Source organism: Bacillus sp. CIS52 (assembly GCF_053545315.1).
Window position 1 is genome coordinate 15236 of sequence record NZ_JBIUFR010000007.1, and the last position, 20334, is coordinate 35569.

A 20334-nucleotide genomic window follows, 5' to 3' on the forward strand; every position below is an offset into this window, starting at 1 on the left:
CCGTCCTCTCTTATTTAGAGGAATGGTTAAAACCAGTCCTCTAATTTTTCATAAATCCTCGGTAATTACGTTTCACTAACTGGCTCTCCAGCTGCTTCATTGTCTCCAAGGCTACCCCCACGACAATTAACAAAGATGTTCCGCCAATCTGTGCACTTTGAGGCAATCCAGCGAATTGAATGAAAAAGATAGGAAGAATGGAAATCACGGCTAAGAATATAGAACCCACAAACGTAAGTCGATACAAAATGCTCGTAATTCTATCTTGAGTCATTTTCCCTGGACGAACCCCCGGGATATAGCCACCCTGTTTTTTAAGGTTATCTGCCATTTGTTCAGGGTTTACCTGCACAAAAGCATAGAAGTACGTAAAGGCGATAATTAATGCGACATAAACCGTCATGCCCACCGGATGTGTATTGTCAAAGTTGGCTTGAATCCACTTTGTCACATCGTTTGTTCCGAAAAATGACGCGATAGTACGCGGCGTTATAAGAAACGCAACCGCAAAGATTACCGGAATAACCCCTGCCGGATTCACTTTAAGCGGAAGGTGAGTTGACTGGCCTCCGCCAGCAGGTGAACGACCTTGCCCTTTTGCATATTGAATCGCGATTTTGCGTACGGCCTGCTGAATGAAAATAACACCAACAATTACGGCCAAAATCGCAATCACCAGTAAGGCGATTTTTACAATATGAATAAACAGCTGATCGCTGCTGCCGACAAATTGAGTCTCATAAATCTGCCCAACAGTTTTCGGAATACTAGCCACAATCCCCGCGAAGATGATGATCGAAATTCCGTTTCCTACTCCATTGGAAGTAATTTGTTCTCCCAGCCACATTAAAAAAGCAGTTCCTCCAGTGAGTACTAAAGCAATAATCAGATATGTCGATATGCCGGATTTCTCAATCAGCATACCATTTGCCAGGTTGTTAAACCCGTAAGACATACCTAATGCCTGGATAAAACCAAGCACAATCGTAGAATATCTCGTGAACTGAGCTAATTTACGGCGGCCGACTTCACCTTGCTTAGACCACTCGGTAAACTTCGGCACAACATCCATCTGAAGCAGCTGAATGATGATCGAAGCAGTGATGTAAGGCGTAATTCCCATCGCAAAGATGGAGAACTGATAAAGCGCACCGCCGCCAAATGTATTAAGGAGATCAAAAACCCCCATCGAACTTTGTGTCTGCAACGCCTGAGCATTAACATATGGCACAGGGATAAACGCACCTATGCGAAAGACGATAAGCATGAGTAATGTGAAAATGATTTTATTCCGAATATCACTCACACGCATAAAGTTGGAGATTGTCTTAAACAAGTTAGATCACCTCAGCTGTACCGCCAGCAGCTTCAACAGCTTCTTTCGCAGAAGCAGAGAATTTATTGGCTTTTACAGTTAATTTTTTCTCTAATTTACCGTTGCCAAGAATCTTTACTCCTGCATTTAGTTTGCTAATAACACCAGTCTCAAGAAGAAGTTCAGGAGTGACTTCCGTTCCTTCCGCAAAACCGTTCAATTTGTCTACGTTCACAATAGCGTATTCCTTACGGTTGATGTTTGTAAAACCACGCTTAGGAAGACGTTGGAATAAAGGCATTTGTCCCCCCTCGAATCCAGGGCGCACACCGCCGCCGGAACGAGCGTTTTGACCTTTGTGACCTTTACCAGCTGTTTTACCGTTACCAGAACCAATACCACGACCTACGCGATTGCGCACTTTGCGTGAACCTTCTGAAGGCTTTAATTCATGAAGTTTCATTAGGACACCTCCTTAGCCTATAATTTATTTTTATTGTTCTTTAACAGAAACTAGATGAGATACTTTATTAATCATACCGCGGATCGCAGCGTTATCTTCATGAACGACAGTTTGGTTCGTTTTCTTTAAACCAAGTGTTCTGACAGTAACGCGCTGATCTTCCGGGCGACCGATTACACTGCGTTTGAGGGTAATTTCTAATTTAGCCATTAATGTTCCCTCCTTATCCTAACAGTTCTTCTACAGATTTTCCACGAAGCTTCGCAACATCTTCGGCACGTTTAAGCTCACTTAAACCTTGAAGTGTTGCACGGATCATGTTGATCGGTGTGTTAGAACCTAAAGACTTAGAAAGGATATCAGCAACGCCAGCAAGCTCAAGTACCGCACGTACAGGGCCTCCAGCGATAACTCCAGTACCTTCAGAAGCAGGTTTCAACAAGATATTGCCTGCACCGAAACGTCCGATGATTTCGTGTGGAATCGTAGTTCCAACCATTGGTACTTCAATCAAATTCTTTTTCGCATCTTCAACAGCTTTGCGGATTGCTTCAGGTACTTCTTGTGCTTTACCAGTACCGAAACCTACGTGACCGTTTTTGTCACCGACAACGACTAGAGCTGCGAAACGGAAACGACGACCACCTTTAACAACTTTCGCTACGCGGTTAACCGTAACTAAGCGTTCTTCTAACTCTAATTTGCTTGGGTCAATACGACGCATAATCATGTGTCCCTCCTTTTTTTATTAAAATTTCAGTCCGGCTTCACGAGCTGCATCGGCCAGAGCTTTTACACGTCCATGGTATAAGTATCCGCCGCGGTCAAATACTACGTCAGAAACACCTTTCTCAGAAGCGCGTTTCGCAACGAGTTCACCGACTTTAGCAGCAGCAGCGCTGTCACCAGTGCTTTCCACGTTCAAATCTTTGTCGAGAGTAGAGGCACTAACAAGTGTAACGCCATTTACATCATCGATGATTTGAGCATAAATGTGTTTGTTTGAACGGAACACATTCAGACGAGGTCTTTCAGCTGTGCCTGAAAGTTTAGCACGAACACGAGCATGTCTTTTTTGACGAGCAGCATTTTTGCTAGTTTTCGTAATCATCCTTGGTCACTCCTTTCTTCACTTTAAGCGGTCTTACTTAGCAGATTTACCTTCTTTACGGCGAACAACTTCACCTTCGTAGCGAATTCCTTTACCTTTGTAAGGCTCTGGAGAACGTACAGCGCGGATGTTAGCAGCAGTAGCTCCTACACGCTCTTTGTCTGTACCTTTTACAACTACTTTCGTTTGAGAAGGAACTTCGATTTCGATGCCCTCTTCAGGAACCATCTCAACAGGGTGAGAGTATCCAACGTTTAAAACAAGTTTGTTACCGGATTTAGCCGCACGATAACCGACACCGACTAATTCCAAACCTCTTTCAAATCCTTTAGATACGCCTTCAACCATGTTTCCAAGCAGACTGCGAGTCGTACCATGCAATGCACGGTGCTCTTTATGATCAGATGGACGAGTGACTGTAAGCACGTTGTCCTCAATTTTGATTTCCATATCAGGATGGAAAGTACGAGTTAATTCTCCTTTTGGTCCTTTTACAGATACAGTGTTGCCTTCGTTCAGCGTTACTGTAACTCCAGAAGGAATCTCAAGCAGTTTTTTACCTACACGAGACATACTAAAACACCTCCATTCTTGTTAAACTTCTTACCAAACGTATGCTAGAACTTCTCCACCAGCTTGTTTTGCACGGGCTTCTTTGTCCGTTAAAACACCTTGTGATGTAGAAATAATCGCGATTCCAAGACCGTTAAGTACGCGAGGTACTTCATTTGATTTAGCGTATACACGCAAACCTGGTTTGCTGATTCTTTTAAGACCAGTGATAACGCGCTCGTTGTTTTGTCCGTATTTCAAGAAAACGCGGATGATACCTTGTTTGCTGTCTTCTACGAACTCAACGTCACGAATGAAACCTTCACGCTTTAAAATGTCAGCAATTTCTCTTTTCAATTTAGAAGCAGGAATTTCAAGCTTCTCATGACGTACCATGTTTGCATTGCGAATACGAGTCAGCATATCTGCAATTGGATCTGTCATAACCATTATATAATTACCTCCTTCCCATTCTTGGGGATTACCAGCTGGCTTTTTTCACGCCAGGAATTTGTCCTTTATATGCAAGCTCACGGAAACAAATACGGCAAAGTTTAAATTTACGAATGACTGAGTGCGGACGTCCGCAGCGTTCACAGCGAGTGTACTCTTGCACTTTAAACTTTGGTGTACGTTGTTGTTTCGCAATCATTGACTTTTTAGCCACGATTTCGCCTCCCTTTCATTGATTATTTCTGGAACGGCATACCTACTTGAGTTAATAGCTCACGAGCCTCTTCGTCAGAGTTAGCAGTCGTTACGATAACGATGTCCATTCCGCGAACCTTTGTTACTTTATCGTAGTCAATTTCAGGGAAGATTAACTGTTCTTTGATACCAAGAGTGTAGTTTCCGCGACCGTCGAAAGATTTCTTAGAAATCCCGCGGAAGTCACGTACACGCGGTAAAGATACAGAAATAAGTTTATCAAGGAAATCATACATGCGCTCTCCGCGAAGAGTTACTTTCGCACCGATAGGCATTCCCTCACGAAGACGGAATCCAGCAATTGATTTCTTCGCACGAGTAACGACAGGTTTTTGACCTGCGATAAACGTTAATTCTTCAACAGCACTGTCAATTGCTTTCGCATTTTGAACAGCATCACCAACACCCATGTTGATTACGATTTTTTCGATTTTCGGCACCTGCATAACAGAGTCGTAGTTGAACTTCGTCATTAAAGCAGGTGAAATTTCTTTATTGTACTTTTCTTTAAGGCGGTTCATGAGATAGACCTCCCTTCCTTTAATTACTATTTATCTAAAACTTGCCCAGATTTTTTAGCAATACGAACTTTTTTGCCATCTTCCACTTTGTATCCTACGCGAGTCACTTCACCTGTTTTAGGATCGAGCGGCATAACGTTTGATACATGAATTGGCGCCTCTTGATTAGAAATACCGCCTTGAGGGTTTGTTTGAGTCGGTTTAGAGTGTTTCTTCACCATGTTTACGCCCTCAACTAGAACGCGGTCCTTTTTAGGGAAAGCAGCAAGGATCGTACCTTGTTTGCCTTTATCTTTACCAGAGATAACCATAACTTTATCGCCTTTTTTCACATGCATCCTGATCGCACCTCCTTGAGTAAGGCATTTATTTCATTAGATAACTTCTGGAGCCAGAGAAACAATTTTCATGAAGTTGTTTTCACGTAATTCACGAGCAACCGGTCCGAAGATACGAGTTCCACGCGGGCTCTTGTCGTCACGGATGATAACACATGCATTCTCATCGAAGCTGATGTATGATCCGTCAGTTCTGCGTGCTCCGCTTTTTGTGCGAACGATAACAGCTCTTACGACTTCACCTTTTTTGACAACGCCTCCTGGTGTTGCTTGTTTAACCGTGCAAACAATTACATCACCAATGTTAGCCGTTTTACGTCCAGAACCGCCAAGAACTTTAATAGTAAGTACCTCACGCGCACCGGAGTTGTCAGCAACTTTTAAACGAGTCTCTTGTTGAATCATTATTTGTTACCTCCCTTCGGAAAAAGAATTCCGAACTTTATTAGATAATAACAGCTTCTTCGACAACTTCTACTAGACGAAAACGTTTAGTTGCAGATAATGGACGAGTTTCCATGATCTTTACGATGTCTCCGATTTTAGCTTGATTATTTTCATCATGTGCTTTTAATTTCTTTGAGTATTTTACGCGTTTACCGTAAATAGGATCCTTTTTGTATGTTTCAACAACAACAGTGATGGTTTTATCCATTTTGTCAGAAACAACACGGCCTTGGTAAACCTTGCGTTGGTTACGTTCGCTCATGCTCACGACCTCCCCTCAGTGATTATTTGTTAGCAGCAATTTCTCTTTCACGAATCACAGTTTTCATGCGCGCGATAGCTTTGCGCACTTCACGAATGCGAGCAGTATTTTCAAGTTGTCCTGTCGCTAATTGAAAGCGAAGATTGAAAAGTTCTTCTTTAAGAGACTTTACTTTTTGTTCAATTTCAGCAGTGGTAAGGTCACGAATTTCATTAGCTTTCATTTGATTCACCACCAATTTCTTCACGTTTTACGAACTTCGTTTTAATTGGCAATTTGTGAGATGCAAGACGAAGCGCTTCACGAGCTACCTCTTCAGACACACCAGAAATCTCAAATAAAACTTTGCCCGGTTTTACAACAGCTACCCAGCCTTCAGGAGCCCCTTTACCGGAACCCATCCGTACCTCAAGCGGTTTAGCAGTGTAAGGTTTTGAAGGGAAAATTTTAATCCAAACTTTACCGCCACGTTTCATGTAACGAGTCATCGCAATACGTGCAGCTTCGATTTGGCGGTTCGTGATCCAAGAAGCTTCAAGAGCCTGGATACCGTACTCACCAAAATGTACTTCAGTACCGCCTTTAGCGCGACCGCGCATTTTTCCGCGATGCTCTCTGCGATATTTAACGCGTTTTGGTAATAACATATTATTTTCCTCCTTCCTCAGTTTTCTTCTTAGTAGGAAGAACCTCTCCACGATAGATCCAGACTTTTACACCGAGCTTACCGTAAGTTGTGTCAGCTTCAGATGTTGCATAGTCGATGTCAGCACGTAAAGTGTGCAATGGAACAGTTCCTTCACTGTAGTATTCAGAACGAGCGATGTCAGCTCCGCCAAGACGGCCGGAAACCATTGTTTTCACACCTTGTGCTCCAGCACGCATAGTGCGTTGGATTTGTTGTTTCTGCGCACGGCGGAAAGAAATACGGTTTTCTAGTTGACGAGCGATGTTGTCAGCTACAAGCTGAGCATCAAGATCTGCTCTTTTGATTTCAAGAATGTTAATGTGTACACGCTTGCCAGTTAGGCTGTTAAGGGCTTTACGAAGTGCTTCAACTTCAGATCCGCCTTTACCGATTACCATACCAGGCTTAGCAGTGTGGATCGTAATGTTAACGCGGTTTGCTGCGCGCTCGATTTCTACTTTAGAAACAGAAGCGTCAGAAAGGCGTTTGCTAATGAATTCACGAATTTTTAAATCTTCGTGCAGGAAGTCAGCGTAATCTTTACCAGCGTACCACTTAGATTCCCAATCACGAATGACTCCGATACGAAGACCGACTGGATTTACCTTTTGACCCACTACTTATCCCTCCTTCTTTTCTGATACAACGATTGTAATGTGGCTCGTACGTTTGTTGATTTGGCTCGCACGTCCCATAGCACGCGGGCGGAATCTTTTTAACGTTGGGCCTTCGTCAACAAATGCCTGAGAAATAACCAGATTGTTAGCGTCCATCTCGTAGTTGTGCTCAGCATTTGCGATAGCAGATTTTAAAACTTTTTCGATGATTGGAGAAGCAGCTCTCGGTGTTAGGTTCAAGATAGATACTGCTTCGCCTACTTGCTTACCTCGAATCAGGTCCATTACTAGACGTGCTTTACGAGGAGCAATACGGACTGTTCTTGCAACAGCTTTAGCTTGCATTTAAAAGCCTCCTCTCTTAGCGTCTTGTTTTTTTATCGTCACTGGCGTGGCCTTTGTAAGTACGAGTCGGTGCGAATTCGCCCAACTTGTGGCCTACCATGTCTTCAGAAATGAATACAGGCACGTGTTTACGTCCGTCATATACTGCGATTGTGTGACCGATAAATTGTGGGAAAATAGTTGAACGGCGAGACCAAGTTTTTACAACTTGTTTCTTGTCCGTTTCATTTAATTTCTCGATTTTTGTCATCAAGTGTCCATCGACAAATGGTCCTTTTTTCAAGCTGCGAGCCATTTTGGAACCTCCCTTCGTGATTGCACTACGGTCCGAAATGAACCGTAGACAACCCCGTTATTTATTTTTACGACGACGTACGATAAATTTATCAGATTTGTTCTTTTTCTTACGTGTCTTGAATCCAAGAGTCGGTTTGCCCCAAGGAGACATTGGTGATTTACGTCCGATTGGCGCGCGACCTTCACCACCACCGTGCGGGTGATCGTTAGGGTTCATTACAGAACCGCGGACTGTAGGGCGGATGCCTTTCCAGCGAGAGCGTCCTGCTTTACCAACGTTGATAAGTTCGTGCTGCTCGTTACCTACTTGACCGATAGAAGCACGGCAAGCAGAAAGGATCATGCGAACTTCACCAGAGTTAAGACGTACAAGAACGTATTTGCCTTCTTTACCAAGAACCTGAGCAGATGTACCAGCTGAACGTACAAGCTGTCCGCCTTTGCCAGGTTTTAATTCAATGTTATGCACAACAGTACCAACAGGGATGTTGATAAGTGGAAGTGCGTTACCTACTTTGATGTCAGCTTCAGGGCCGGACATGATTTCAGTACCTACTTGAATTCCTTTTGGTGCAAGAATGTAACGTTTTTCTCCGTCTACATAGTTGATTAGTGCGATGTTAGCTGAACGGTTTGGATCGTATTCAACTGTAGCAACGCGTCCAGGTATACCATCTTTATCGCGTTTGAAGTCGATAACACGGTATTGGCGTTTGTGTCCGCCACCTTGGTGACGTACAGTCAATTTACCTTGGTTGTTACGTCCGCCTTTTTTGTGAAGGGGAGCAAGCAAGGATTTTTCCGGCTGGTCAGTCGTGATTTCAGCAAAATCTGAAGTTGTCATGCCACGACGTCCGTTAGAGGTCGGTTTATACTTTTTAATCGCCATTTTGAATTTCCCTCCTTCTTTTTACAGATAATTAAGCTTCAAAAATTTCGATTTCTTTGCTGTCTGCAGTAAGTTTTACGATCGCTTTTCTGCGACGGCTAGTCATACCAGTATAGCGGCCGACACGTTTTGATTTCCCTTTGTAGTTCATGATGTTGACTTTGTCAACTTTCACTCCAAAGATACTTTCAACTGCATCTTTCACTTCTGTTTTATTAGCTCTTACATCAACTTCAAAAGTATATTTCTTTTCAGTCATTAAATCAGCAGAACGTTCAGTAATGACGGGGCGCTTAAGAACATCACGAGGATCTTTCATTATGCAAGCACCTCCTCTACTTTTTCAACCGCAGCTTTTGTAATCAGAAGCTTCTCGTGGTTGACAACGTCTAACACGTTGATTCCGTTAGCTTGAACAACTGTAACTCCAGGGATGTTGCGTGCAGAAAGAGATACTGCTTCGTTTGCATCCGCAGTTACGATTAAAGCTTTTTTCTCAACAGACAATCCTTTAAGGATAGCTGTCATTTCTTTTGTTTTAACCGTATCAAGAGTAAGATCTTCAAGAACAATAATGTTGTTGTCGTTCACTTTAGAAGACAATACTGATTTGATTGCCAAGCGGCGAACTTTTTTAGGTAATTTGTAAGAATAGCTGCGTGGTGTTGGGCCGAATACGACACCACCTCCGCGCCATTGCGGTGAACGGATTGAACCTTGACGGGCACGACCTGTACCTTTTTGACGCCATGGTTTGCGACCTCCGCCGCGTACTTCAGAACGATTTTTTACTTTGTGAGATCCTTGACGTAAGGAAGCTCTTTGCATAAGAATAGCGTCGAATACTACGCTCTCATTTGGCTCAATTCCAAATACAGAAGCGTTTAATTCGATATCACCAGCAGTAGAACCGTTTTGGTTGTATAATGCTACTTTTGGCATGATCAATTTCCTCCTTTCCTAAGAGACTTATTTAGATTTAACAGCACTTTTTACAGTGATTAAAGTTTTTCTCGCACCAGGTACGTTACCTTTAATCAAAAGAAGATTGCGCTCAGCATCAACTTTTACGATTTCAAGGTTTTGGACAGTGATTTGATCTCCGCCCATGCGTCCAGGTAATAGTTTACCTTTGAATACACGGTTAGGATCTACAGGTCCCATTGAACCAGGACGGCGGTGGTAGCGTGAACCGTGAGACATAGGTCCGCGAGATTGTCCGTGGCGCTTGATTGCACCTTGGAAACCTTTACCTTTAGATACTCCTGTTACATCTACGATTTCTCCTGCAGAGAAAATTTCAACCTTGACTTCCTGACCAATTTCATACGCATCCATATCCACGCCGCGTAATTCTTTAACGAAGCGCTTAGGAGCAGTTTCCGCTTTTGCAACGTGTCCTTTTTCCGGTTTGTTTGAAAGCTTTTCACGCTTATCGTCAAAACCAAGCTGGATCGCTTCATAGCCATCGTTTTCAGCTGTTTTCTTTTGAAGAACAACGTTTGGAGCTGCTTCAATAACAGTTACCGGGATAAGATCACCGTTCTCTGCGAATACTTGCGTCATACCAATTTTTCTTCCTAAGATTCCTTTGGTCATTCGTCACACCTCCTATTAAGATCATTCTATATTTTTGAATTAAAGTTTGATTTCGATATCGACACCAGATGGTAAGTCTAATCGCATGAGAGCATCAACAGTTTGTGGTGTTGGGTTCACAATGTCGATTAAACGTTTATGTGTACGCATTTCAAATTGCTCACGAGAATCTTTGTATTTGTGCACCGCACGAAGGATTGTGTAAACTGATTTTTCAGTTGGCAACGGAATCGGACCAGATACGCTGGCACCAGAACGTTTTGCCGTTTCAACAATCTTCTCTGCAGATTGATCAAGGATTCTATGATCATATGCTTTTAAACGAATACGAATTTTTTGTTTTGCCATTATTTTCCCTCCTTTTCGCCTACATCACGTTAGACAGTTCTCCGTGAGAAAAACCTGATCACCTTGCCATGGCAAAGCGGCCGGGTGTGTCAGCAACCTCTCACTTCATCGCAGTCAAAGACCAACATACACTATTATACAGAAAATAGACGTATGTTGCAAGGTTTATTTGAAGAACCTTGTGGTTTTCACACTTTGATTATTATACAGGTGATGTCTTGATTAATCAAGGATATGCCTGTTTTCTTTCAGAGATGGAAAGATGCGAACCGGCTGACAACTTCGGCAAAGCGCTCAGGCTCCTCTAAGTGAGGCGAATGGGCTGAGTTTTCAAACCAGTGCCATTCTTTATACGGCGCTTCAACCATCTGATAATATTCGTAAGATGTCGTTCCCGGAACCGTCAAATCGAATTTGCCTGACATAAAACAGCATGGTATTTCAATAGAAGAAACTGATTCCCCGGCATCAAAGAAAATGAGATCTTCCCACAGATGTTTCAGGCTGAACATTTGTCCCCGCGCAGCCAAAAAGCTCCCTCTCACACCGTACGGTTCCCCAAACAGCATTCGTCCGCCTGCTTTTAGAGCGCCGATCGGATTGTGGGTGAAGCCTCCTCCCTTCATCTCGATACAAAGCAGAAACAGCGACCGCTGCAGCTGTCCGTTCCATGGAGGTACACCGATAAAATCCAGCGTCTTTTGCAGCAGGCGGTGTTTACGCTCCCTGCTCCATGCTGTCAGCTGCCGGTAAGCTTCTGCTTCCTCTTTTTGAATATTAACCACTTGACTGATACCGATATACGCATAATACAAATCAGATCTCTTTTGGAGAGCGTGAAGCGCCAAAACTGATCCCCACGAGTAGCCTGCGATATATACTTTTTGCCTGCCGAATTGCTTACATAAACGTTCGGTCAAATGAATGGTGTCGGCCGTCAGCTGATCCAAAGTCATAGATGATTCCGGAATATCTTTTGAATACGAGAGTCCCGCCCCTCTCTGATCCCAGTTCACAACAGTGAAATGCTTTTCCAGCTTGTTTTGGTACTTTCTCGCATAGCCGATTTGAGGGGTGCCGGGGCCGCCGTGCAAAAACAGAAGCAGCGGATTATCCCTGTCGTCGCCATTAATCATAATGGTCTGTTCGCTGTCGTTAATCAGCAATTGCTGAAGCATTGAAATCCGTTTGTTTGTCTTGAAGTTATCATTCATCGCTCTGCTCCTAAAATTTGTATAATCTCTATTATACATTGAATCAGCCGGGAAACAAAAAAACGAGGCCCCATAAGGGACCCCGCATGTATGAACGAGTCGATTACTCAGTGATTGTAGAAACAACGCCTGAACCAACTGTACGTCCGCCTTCACGAATAGAGAAACGAGTTCCTTCTTCGATAGCGATTGTAGAGATAAGTTCAACGATCATTTCAGTGTTATCTCCAGGCATAACCATTTCTACGCCTTCTGGAAGATTGATGATACCAGTTACGTCAGTTGTACGGAAGTAGAACTGAGGACGGTAGTTAGAGAAGAATGGAGTATGACGTCCACCCTCTTCTTTAGAAAGAACGTAAACTTCAGCTTTGAATTTGCTGTGTGGAGTGATTGTACCTGGTTTAGCAAGTACTTGCCCACGTTGGATGTCTTCACGAGCTACACCGCGAAGAAGTGCACCGATGTTGTCTCCAGCTTCAGCGTAATCAAGAAGCTTACGGAACATTTCAACACCTGTAACAGTTGTTTTGCTGTTTTCTTCTTGAAGACCGATGATTTCAACTTCGTCACCGACTTTAACTTGTCCGCGTTCTACACGGCCAGTAGCAACTGTACCACGACCAGTGATTGAGAATACGTCCTCAACTGGCATCATGAATGGTTTTTCAGTATCGCGTTCTGGAGTTGGGATGTACTCGTCAACTGCAGCCATAAGTTCAAGAATTTTTTCTTCGTACTCAGCGTCGCCTTCAAGAGCTTTAAGAGCAGAACCTTTAACAACTGGTACATCGTCACCAGGGAAGTCGTATTCGCTAAGAAGATCGCGAACTTCCATTTCAACAAGCTCAAGAAGCTCTTCGTCGTCTACCATGTCGCATTTGTTAAGGAATACAACGATGTATGGTACACCAACGTTTTTAGAAAGAAGGATGTGCTCACGAGTTTGTGGCATTGGGCCATCAGCAGCAGATACTACAAGGATAGCTCCGTCCATTTGCGCAGCACCAGTGATCATGTTTTTAACATAGTCAGCGTGTCCTGGGCAGTCAACGTGTGCATAGTGACGAGTGTCAGTTTCGTACTCAACGTGTGCAGTAGAGATTGTGATACCGCGCTCACGTTCTTCTGGAGCACCATCAATTTGATCGTACGCCATAGCTGTACCTTTACCAGATTTCTTATGAAGTACTGTTGAGATAGCAGCAGTTAATGTTGTTTTACCATGGTCAACGTGTCCAATTGTACCGATATTGGCATGTGATTTGGAACGGTCGAATTTTTCTTTAGCCATTCTAAAATCCTCCTTAAGAGCTTTTAATTAGTGATGTATAGAGTGATAGAAAGTGAAAGCAAGCTTTCACGTTCTCATCTTACAATAGTAGTTATACTTGAGTTAAGTGGCAAAATCAATTATTCGCCTTTATTTTTTTTGATAATTTCTTCAGCAATGCTCTTCGGCACTTCTTCGTAGTGATCCATGAACATAGTGAACGTACCGCGACCTTGCGTGTTAGAACGAAGGGCAGTAGCGTAACCGAACATTTCAGCAAGAGGTACCATCGCACGAACAACTTGAGCGTTACCGCGCGCTTCCATACCTTCTACGCGTCCGCGGCGAGAAGTAATATCGCCCATGATGTCTCCCATGTATTCTTCAGGAATAACCACTTCAACTTTCATGACTGGTTCAAGAAGAACTGGGTTACATTTGCTGACTGCATTTTTCAATGCCATAGAAGCAGCGACTTTAAACGCCATTTCGTTTGAGTCAACATCATGGTAAGATCCATCAAAAAGTTTCGCCTTGATGTCGATTAGCGGGAATCCTGCTAGGACACCATTTTCAAGAGAGTCTTCGAGACCTGCTTGTACGGCTGGGATGTATTCACGAGGAACAACACCACCGACGATTGCGTTTTCGAATTCAAAGCCTGCGCCTTCTTCGTTCGGTTCAAATTCGATCCAAACGTGACCGAACTGACCGCGTCCGCCTGATTGACGTACGAATTTACCTTCAACTTTTGCACCGCTACGGAATGTCTCACGGTACGCAACTTGAGGAGCACCAACGTTAGCTTCAACTTTGAACTCACGCTTCATACGATCAACAATGATATCAAGGTGAAGCTCACCCATACCAGAGATGATTGTTTGACCCGTTTCAGGGTTTGTTTGTGTGCGGAATGTAGGATCTTCTTCAGCAAGTTTTGCTAAAGCGATACCCATTTTATCTTGGTCAGCTTTTGATTTAGGCTCAATCGCTACGTCGATAACTGGCTCTGGGAATTCCATGGATTCAAGGATTACAAGATCCTTCTCATCACAAAGAGTATCTCCAGTAGAAGTATCTTTTAGACCTACAGCAGCTGCGATGTCTCCAGCGTAAACAGTAGAGATCTCTTCACGGCTGTTAGCGTGCATTTGAAGGATACGTCCTACGCGCTCACGCTTGCCTTTTGTAGAGTTCTTTACATATGAACCGGAATCAAGTGTACCGGAATATACGCGGAAGAACGTCAGCTTACCGACATAAGGGTCAGTCATAACTTTAAATGCAAGTGCAGAGAATGGCTCTTCATCAGAAGAATGACGAACGATCTCTTCATCTGTATCAGGACGTACACCTTTGATTGCAGCAACATCAGTTGGCGCAGGAAGGTAGTCAAGAACAGCATCAAGTACAAGCTGAACACCTTTGTTTTTGAAAGCAGAACCAACAAGTACAGGGTAGAATTCAACATTCAGTGTACCTTTACGGATTGCAGCTTTCAGTTCAGGGATAGTGATTTCTTCACCTTCAAGGTACTTTTCCATAAGCTCTTCATCAAGCTCAGCTACAGCTTCAATCAGGCTGTTGCGAAGCTCTTCAGCTTGTTCTTTGTACTCTTCAGGGATTTCTTTCGCATCTGAACGAGTTCCAAGGTCATCTTCGTAGAAATACGCAACGTTTTCTACTAAGTCGATGATACCTTCGAAGTTGTCTTCAGCACCGATCGGCAATTGAATTGCGTGAGCGTTAGCTTGAAGACGGTCTCTTAAAGTTCCTACAGAGTAAAGGAAGTCTGCGCCGATTTTGTCCATTTTGTTGACAAATACAACACGCGGCACTCCGTAAGTTGTTGCTTGGCGCCATACAGTTTCTGTCTGAGGCTCAACACCTGATTGAGCATCAAGTACAGCAACCGCACCATCAAGTACACGGAGTGAACGTTCAACTTCAACTGTGAAGTCCACGTGTCCCGGTGTATCGATGATGTTTACACGGTAACCTTTCCACTGTGCAGTTGTTGCTGCAGAAGTGATTGTGATACCGCGTTCTTGTTCCTGCTCCATCCAGTCCATTTGCGAAGCACCTTCGTGAGTTTCGCCAATTTTGTGGATACGGCCTGTGTAGAACAAGATCCGTTCTGTAGTCGTCGTTTTACCGGCATCGATGTGAGCCATGATCCCGATATTACGAGTTTTTTCTAAGGAGAACTCTCTTGCCATTGGGTAATTTCTCCTTCCTTATTAGGGAATTATTATTTTGATTATATGAATCCTACCAGCGGTAGTGAGCAAATGCTTTGTTCGCTTCTGCCATCTTGTGAGTGTCTTCACGTTTCTTAACGGCAGCACCAGTGTTGTTAGCTGCATCAAGAATTTCGTTAGCCAGGCGCTCTTCCATTGTTTTTTCTCCGCGAAGACGCGCATAGTTAACCAACCAGCGAAGACCAAGAGTTGTACGGCGTTCTGGACGAACTTCTACAGGCACTTGGTAGTTAGCTCCACCTACACGGCGTGCTTTTACTTCAAGTACAGGCATGATGTTTTTCAATGCTTGTTCGAAAACCTCCATTGCATCATTGCCAGTGCGTTCTTTAATGATATCGAATGACTTGTATAGGATTGTTTGAGATTTACCTTTTTTACCGTCGATCATCATTTTGTTGATCAGGCGGGATACCAGCTTAGAGTTGTAAAGCGGATCAGGTAAAACATCTCTTTTTGCTACAGGACCTTTACGTGGCATCTGAATATCCTCCCTTCATAGTTTTAATGATTTATTTAATTACTTTGCTTTAGGGCGTTTCGTACCGTACTTAGAACGGCCTTGCGCACGGTTTTCAACTCCGGCAGTATCAAGCGCACCACGAACGATGTGGTAGCGTACCCCCGGTAAGTCTTTTACACGTCCGCCGCGGATCAGTACAACGCTGTGCTCTTGCAGGTTGTGACCGATACCAGGAATGTAGGCAGTAACCTCGATTCCGTTAGTCAAACGAACACGAGCATATTTACGAAGTGCTGAGTTCGGTTTTTTCGGTGTCATTGTACCCACACGAGTACATACCCCGCGTTTTTGTGGAGAAGATACGTTAGTGTGCTCTTTTTTAAAGCTGTTGTATCCTTTGTTTAGTGCAGGTGACTTAGAGTTTTCAACTTTGCTCACGCGTCCCTTGCGAATTAGCTGATTAATTGTAGGCATGTTGTGTTCCTCCCTTCATTACGTTTTATAACCCACATACCCAGGTGGTTCATCATTAGGCAAAAAACAATGTCTTTACACAAGATTGAAATCTTATATAAAAACAAAAAGTACGCTATAACATAATGGCAACAGCTGCTGCTCCCACTTCAATTCCGCAGGCTTTGCCGAGCTTTTTCATGGAATTTACCATACAGACGTCGATGTCCCGGTTCTTTGCAAGCTGGATAACGCTAGCCGTAAGAACTGTATCCGCGTCTTTTGCCACGACGACTTCCTTTACTGAACCTCGTTTCAGAGCTTTCACTGTTTGCTTCGTACCAATAATAATTGATTTGGCCTGTGATACTTTATCATAAGACATAAACATATCCTCCAAAGTAACAGGTTTTATTTCGAGCACCTTGGTTATATTATCACTCCGCGGAACGGATGTCAACATCGTATGACATTTTTTAGTGCAGTCCGCCGCCAGAATAATTGTAATACTGAGGAAAAGCTGTCGAAACAGCCTTTCCTGCAGCAGTTTCTATTATTCAGCCGGAACCATATCTTCCGAAGGCTGAACGTTTGAAACAGGTTTTACTTTTCTGTAATTCATCATACCGGTACCGGCCGGAACCAGTTTACCGATGATAACATTTTCTTTCAGGCCGAGAAGCTCATCGCGCTTGCCTTTAATCGCAGCATCCGTAAGAACGCGTGTTGTTTCTTGGAATGATGCGGCAGACAAGAATGAATCTGTCTCGAGTGAAGCTTTCGTGATACCGAGAAGGACAGGACGCCCTGTAGCAGGCCGGTTGCCTTCAAGCAGCACTTTTTTGTTCGCTTCTGTGAATTGGTGAATATCAAGCAATGTGCCAGGAAGAACATCAGTATCTCCGGCATCGATCACACGGACTTTGCGAAGCATCTGGCGAACCATTACTTCTACGTGTTTATCGCCGATTTCAACCCCCTGCATACGGTAAACCTTCTGAACCTCGTGCAGAAGATATTCTTGAACCGTTGTCAGGTCAGTGACTTTAAGAAGTTCTTTCGGATCGATAGAACCTTCTGTCAGCACTTGACCGCGAGTAATCTGATCACCCTCAGCCACTTTCAGACGTGAGTTGTAAGGTGCTGTGTATGAACGTGTCTCAACAGCGCCTTGAACAACAATTTCCTGCTGTTTGTCGCGGACTTCATTGATTTCGGCAATTGTACCGTCAATCTCAGAAATCGTCGCTTGACCTTTAGGATTACGCGCTTCGAAAAGCTCTTGGATACGCGGAAGACCTTGTGTGATATCGTCTCCGGCAACCCCGCCTGTGTGGAACGTACGCATTGTTAACTGTGTTCCAGGCTCACCGATAGATTGGGCAGCGATAATACCTACTGCTTCGCCGACTTCAACATCAGTTCCGGTTGCAAGGTTTCGTCCGTAGCATCGTTTACATACACCATGAGGAGTGTTACATGTGAACGCAGAACGGATCCACACTTCTTCGATTCCGGCTTCAACGATTTCCAGCGCTTTATCTTCATCGATCAATTCGTTTTCGTTAATGAGCACAGCACCCGTTTCAGGATGTTTGATCTGTTTTCTGGCGAAACGTCCGATCAGACGCTCTTCCAGACGCTCGATGATTTCCGTACCTTCTTTAAGCGGTTTTGCAAGAATACCGCGGTCAGTTCCGCAATCTGTTTCACGAATGATAACATCCTGCGCAACATCAACAAGACGGCGTGTAAGGTAACCTGAGTCAGCTGTTTTCAGGGCGGTATCGGCAAGACCTTTACGCGCACCGTGAGTGGAGATAAAGTACTCCAATACCGTCAGACCTTCACGGAAACTTGATTTGATAGGCAATTCAATGATTCGTCCAGCCGGGTTGGCCATCAGACCGCGCATACCCGCAAGCTGCGTAAAGTTAGATGCGTTACCACGGGCTCCTGAGTCACTCATCATGTAGATCGGGTTGACTTCGTCTAATGATTTCATCAGTTTGCCTTGGATAACATCTTTCGCTGAACTCCAAATTGAAATGACTCTTTCATATCGTTCTTCTTCGGTGATTAAACCGCGTCTGAACTGTTTCAAGACATTATCAACTTTGCTTTGTGCTTCTTCGAGGATTTCCTGCTTATCATCGAGAACGACGATATCAGAAACCCCTACCGTGATACCGGCTTTCGTTGAATATCTGAAACCGAGGTTTTTCATACGGTCAAGCATCTTAGACGTTTCCGTGATATGGAATCGTTTAAAGATTTCCGCGATGATTTTACCCAAAATACCTTTTTTAAACGGTGCGTTGATCGGCTGGTCTGCAATCACAGCTTTTACGTCTGCACCTTTATCTAAGAAGAAACGGTCAGGCGTTTTCTCTTCAATGTTGCTCTTCGTAGGTTCATTCATGTAAGGGAATGACTCAGGAAGAATTTCATTGAAGACCAACTTACCGACTGTTGTAATTAACAGTTTTGAACGCTGCTCATCCGTAAATGTCACATTCTTCAGGGAGTTCGCTGCAACAGCTACTCTCGTATGAAGGTGAACATAACCGTTTTGATAAGCAAGAAGCGCTTCATCCGTATTTTTGAAGACCATACCCTCGCCGACTGCTCCGGCGCGCTCAAGTGTCAGGTAGTAGTTTCCTAATACCATATCCTGAGACGGCGTAACAACCGGTTTACCATCTTTAGGGTTCAAGATGTTTTGGGCCGCAAGCATCAGAATGCGGGCCTCAGCTTGAGCCTCAGCTGATAAAGGTACGTGAACCGCCATTTGGTCACCGTCAAAGTCAGCGTTATAAGCTGTACATACTAACGGGTGAAGACGGATGGCGCGTCCTTCAACAAGCGTAGGTTCGAAAGCCTGGATACCTAATCTGTGAAGCGTAGGGGCACGGTTCAGTAAGACCGGATGCTCCTTAATGACAGATTCAAGTACATCCCATACTTCTGGCTGCACGCGTTCGATTTTGCGTTTTGCGCTCTTGATGTTGTGAGCGAGACCTTTTTCAACAAGCTCTTTCATAACGAATGGCTTGAAGAGCTCAAGCGCCATTTCCTTCGGCAATCCGCACTGATACATTTTCAGATGCGGACCTACGACGATAACGGAACGTCCTGAGTAGTCTACACGTTTACCAAGAAGGTTCTGACGGAAACGTCCTTGTTTCCCTTTCAGCATGTGAGAAAGAGATTTTAACGGTCTGTTACCAGGACCTGTTACAGGACGTCCGCGGCGGCCGTTGTCAATTAAAGCATCGACAGCCTCTTGAAGCATACGTTTTTCGTTCTGAACGATGATGCTTGGCGCACCAAGGTCCAAAAGGCGTTTCAAACGGTTGTTACGGTTGATGACACGACGGTAAAGGTCATTCAGGTCAGACGTTGCGAAACGTCCGCCGTCAAGCTGAACCATCGGTCTTAATTCAGGCGGAATAACCGGAAGCACGTCGAGAATCATCCAAGACGGCTTGTTTCCTGAATTACGGAAGGCTTCAAGCACTTCAAGGCGTTTGATCGCACGTGTGCGGCGCTGGCCTTGAGAAGTTTTCAGCTCTTCTTTTAACATATCAACTTCTTTGACAAGGTCGATGTCCTGCAGAAGTTTATTAATGGCTTCCGCACCCATAGAGGCTTGGAATTTGTTTCCGTACTTATCCAGATACGCACGGTATTCCTTTTCGGATAAAAGCTGTTTCTTTTCGAGCGGTGTATTGGCCGGGTCAGTTACGACGTAAGAAGCAAAGTAGATGACTTCTTCCAGCGCACGCGGTGACATATCCAATACAAGACCCATACGGCTCGGAATACCTTTGAAATACCAAATGTGAGAAACCGGGGCAGCCAGTTCAATATGCCCCATTCTCTCACGACGGACTTTAGCCCGCGTTACTTCAACTCCGCAACGGTCACAAACTACGCCTTTATAACGAACCCGCTTGTACTTGCCGCAATGACATTCCCAGTCCTTAGTCGGTCCGAAAATGCGTTCGCAGAACAGGCCGTCCTTTTCAGGTTTCAATGTACGATAGTTTATCGTTTCAGGCTTTTTCACTTCACCAAAAGACCATGAACGGATTTTATCCGGTGAAGCAAGACCGATGTTCATATACTCAAAATTGTTCACATCTAGCAAGGGGCCTACCTCCCTTT

General features: G+C 44.1%; 29 protein-coding genes. All 29 read right to left on the reverse strand.

Features of this window, described 5'->3' with window-relative positions; translation table 11 throughout:
• Nucleotides 1-40 precede the first annotated feature (40 nt).
• The 29 genes from secY to rpoC all read right to left on the reverse strand — a co-directional run bounded on the left by secY (nt 41) and on the right by rpoC (nt 20317).
• Nucleotides 41-1336 (reverse strand): preprotein translocase subunit SecY, encoded by a 1296-nt coding sequence (gene secY / locus ACH32G_RS18025; protein WP_016935898.1) that lies wholly within the window; start codon nt 1334-1336, stop codon nt 41-43.
• 1 nt (nt 1337) lies between these two features.
• The gene (gene rplO / locus ACH32G_RS18030) at nt 1338-1778 is read right to left on the reverse strand and encodes a 50S ribosomal protein L15 (RefSeq protein WP_003156499.1); all 441 of its coding nucleotides are present in this window, start codon (nt 1776-1778) and stop codon (nt 1338-1340) included.
• A 30-nt stretch (nt 1779-1808) separates the two neighbouring features.
• Nucleotides 1809-1988 (reverse strand): 50S ribosomal protein L30, encoded by a 180-nt coding sequence (gene rpmD / locus ACH32G_RS18035; RefSeq protein ID WP_003156497.1) that lies wholly within the window; start codon nt 1986-1988, stop codon nt 1809-1811.
• A gap of 13 nt (nt 1989-2001) precedes the next feature.
• Nucleotides 2002-2502: a 30S ribosomal protein S5 gene (rpsE, locus tag ACH32G_RS18040; protein ID WP_003328273.1), complete on the reverse strand. Its 501-nt coding sequence runs from the start codon at nt 2500-2502 to the stop codon at nt 2002-2004.
• A gap of 24 nt (nt 2503-2526) precedes the next feature.
• Nucleotides 2527-2889: a 50S ribosomal protein L18 gene (gene rplR, locus ACH32G_RS18045; protein ID WP_013350816.1), complete on the reverse strand. Its 363-nt coding sequence runs from the start codon at nt 2887-2889 to the stop codon at nt 2527-2529.
• A gap of 33 nt (nt 2890-2922) precedes the next feature.
• Nucleotides 2923-3462 carry a 50S ribosomal protein L6 gene (gene rplF, locus ACH32G_RS18050; protein ID WP_016935899.1) on the reverse strand — a complete coding sequence of 180 codons (540 nt, stop codon included), beginning with the start codon at nt 3460-3462 and terminating at the stop codon, nt 2923-2925.
• Between the two features lie 30 nt (nt 3463-3492).
• Nucleotides 3493-3891, reverse strand: a complete 399-nt coding sequence (gene rpsH, locus ACH32G_RS18055; RefSeq protein WP_003156489.1) for a 30S ribosomal protein S8 — start codon at nt 3889-3891, stop codon at nt 3493-3495.
• A 31-nt stretch (nt 3892-3922) separates the two neighbouring features.
• A complete protein-coding gene (rpsN, locus tag ACH32G_RS18060) occupies nt 3923-4108 on the reverse strand; it encodes a 30S ribosomal protein S14 (RefSeq protein ID WP_003156488.1) in 186 nt (61 codons plus the stop codon).
• A 22-nt stretch (nt 4109-4130) separates the two neighbouring features.
• Nucleotides 4131-4670 (reverse strand): 50S ribosomal protein L5, encoded by a 540-nt coding sequence (rplE, locus tag ACH32G_RS18065; protein ID WP_003156487.1) that lies wholly within the window; start codon nt 4668-4670, stop codon nt 4131-4133.
• Nucleotides 4671-4696: 26 nt separating this feature from the next.
• Nucleotides 4697-5008 carry a 50S ribosomal protein L24 gene (gene rplX / locus ACH32G_RS18070; protein WP_014469620.1) on the reverse strand — a complete coding sequence of 104 codons (312 nt, stop codon included), beginning with the start codon at nt 5006-5008 and terminating at the stop codon, nt 4697-4699.
• Nucleotides 5009-5044: 36 nt separating this feature from the next.
• Nucleotides 5045-5413 (reverse strand): 50S ribosomal protein L14, encoded by a 369-nt coding sequence (gene rplN, locus ACH32G_RS18075; RefSeq protein WP_007410404.1) that lies wholly within the window; start codon nt 5411-5413, stop codon nt 5045-5047.
• A gap of 40 nt (nt 5414-5453) precedes the next feature.
• Nucleotides 5454-5717, reverse strand: a complete 264-nt coding sequence (gene rpsQ / locus ACH32G_RS18080) for a 30S ribosomal protein S17 (RefSeq protein WP_016935900.1) — start codon at nt 5715-5717, stop codon at nt 5454-5456.
• A gap of 22 nt (nt 5718-5739) precedes the next feature.
• Nucleotides 5740-5940 carry a 50S ribosomal protein L29 gene (gene rpmC, locus ACH32G_RS18085; protein WP_003156482.1) on the reverse strand — a complete coding sequence of 67 codons (201 nt, stop codon included), beginning with the start codon at nt 5938-5940 and terminating at the stop codon, nt 5740-5742.
• Complete coding sequence (gene rplP / locus ACH32G_RS18090; RefSeq protein WP_003156478.1) at nt 5930-6364, reverse strand: 50S ribosomal protein L16; 435 nt, start codon at nt 6362-6364, stop codon at nt 5930-5932. Before rplP ends, rpmC begins: the two co-directional genes overlap by 11 nt.
• Nucleotide 6365: 1 nt before the next feature.
• Entirely contained in the window at nt 6366-7022 is a 657-nt protein-coding gene (gene rpsC / locus ACH32G_RS18095; RefSeq protein WP_003156476.1) for a 30S ribosomal protein S3, read from the reverse strand.
• A 3-nt stretch (nt 7023-7025) separates the two neighbouring features.
• Complete coding sequence (gene rplV / locus ACH32G_RS18100) at nt 7026-7367, reverse strand: 50S ribosomal protein L22 (RefSeq protein WP_003156475.1); 342 nt, start codon at nt 7365-7367, stop codon at nt 7026-7028.
• Nucleotides 7368-7383: 16 nt separating this feature from the next.
• Complete coding sequence (gene rpsS, locus ACH32G_RS18105; RefSeq protein WP_003156472.1) at nt 7384-7662, reverse strand: 30S ribosomal protein S19; 279 nt, start codon at nt 7660-7662, stop codon at nt 7384-7386.
• A gap of 57 nt (nt 7663-7719) precedes the next feature.
• Nucleotides 7720-8553, reverse strand: coding sequence for a 50S ribosomal protein L2 (gene rplB, locus ACH32G_RS18110; protein WP_003156470.1), 834 nt, complete (start codon nt 8551-8553; stop codon nt 7720-7722).
• Between the two features lie 31 nt (nt 8554-8584).
• Complete coding sequence (gene rplW / locus ACH32G_RS18115; RefSeq protein WP_003156467.1) at nt 8585-8872, reverse strand: 50S ribosomal protein L23; 288 nt, start codon at nt 8870-8872, stop codon at nt 8585-8587.
• Nucleotides 8872-9495, reverse strand: a complete 624-nt coding sequence (rplD, locus tag ACH32G_RS18120) for a 50S ribosomal protein L4 (RefSeq protein ID WP_016935901.1) — start codon at nt 9493-9495, stop codon at nt 8872-8874. Before rplD ends, rplW begins: the two co-directional genes overlap by 1 nt.
• Before the next feature lie 27 nt (nt 9496-9522).
• Entirely contained in the window at nt 9523-10152 is a 630-nt protein-coding gene (gene rplC, locus ACH32G_RS18125; protein WP_007410402.1) for a 50S ribosomal protein L3, read from the reverse strand.
• A 39-nt stretch (nt 10153-10191) separates the two neighbouring features.
• Nucleotides 10192-10500 carry a 30S ribosomal protein S10 gene (gene rpsJ, locus ACH32G_RS18130; RefSeq protein ID WP_003156464.1) on the reverse strand — a complete coding sequence of 103 codons (309 nt, stop codon included), beginning with the start codon at nt 10498-10500 and terminating at the stop codon, nt 10192-10194.
• 248 nt (nt 10501-10748) lie between these two features.
• Complete coding sequence (locus tag ACH32G_RS18135; protein ID WP_448814671.1) at nt 10749-11714, reverse strand: alpha/beta fold hydrolase; 966 nt, start codon at nt 11712-11714, stop codon at nt 10749-10751.
• A gap of 103 nt (nt 11715-11817) precedes the next feature.
• Nucleotides 11818-13008, reverse strand: coding sequence for an elongation factor Tu (gene tuf, locus ACH32G_RS18140; protein ID WP_003156451.1), 1191 nt, complete (start codon nt 13006-13008; stop codon nt 11818-11820).
• Between the two features lie 119 nt (nt 13009-13127).
• Nucleotides 13128-15206 carry an elongation factor G gene (gene fusA, locus ACH32G_RS18145; RefSeq protein ID WP_016935903.1) on the reverse strand — a complete coding sequence of 693 codons (2079 nt, stop codon included), beginning with the start codon at nt 15204-15206 and terminating at the stop codon, nt 13128-13130.
• A gap of 52 nt (nt 15207-15258) precedes the next feature.
• Nucleotides 15259-15729 (reverse strand): 30S ribosomal protein S7, encoded by a 471-nt coding sequence (gene rpsG, locus ACH32G_RS18150; protein WP_003156447.1) that lies wholly within the window; start codon nt 15727-15729, stop codon nt 15259-15261.
• Between the two features lie 39 nt (nt 15730-15768).
• The gene (gene rpsL, locus ACH32G_RS18155; protein WP_003156445.1) at nt 15769-16185 is read right to left on the reverse strand and encodes a 30S ribosomal protein S12; all 417 of its coding nucleotides are present in this window, start codon (nt 16183-16185) and stop codon (nt 15769-15771) included.
• A 115-nt stretch (nt 16186-16300) separates the two neighbouring features.
• A complete protein-coding gene (locus tag ACH32G_RS18160) occupies nt 16301-16549 on the reverse strand; it encodes a 50S ribosomal protein L7ae-like protein (protein ID WP_448814672.1) in 249 nt (82 codons plus the stop codon).
• A 168-nt stretch (nt 16550-16717) separates the two neighbouring features.
• Nucleotides 16718-20317, reverse strand: coding sequence for a DNA-directed RNA polymerase subunit beta' (rpoC, locus tag ACH32G_RS18165; RefSeq protein WP_448814673.1), 3600 nt, complete (start codon nt 20315-20317; stop codon nt 16718-16720).
• Nucleotides 20318-20334: the final 17 nt, after the last annotated feature.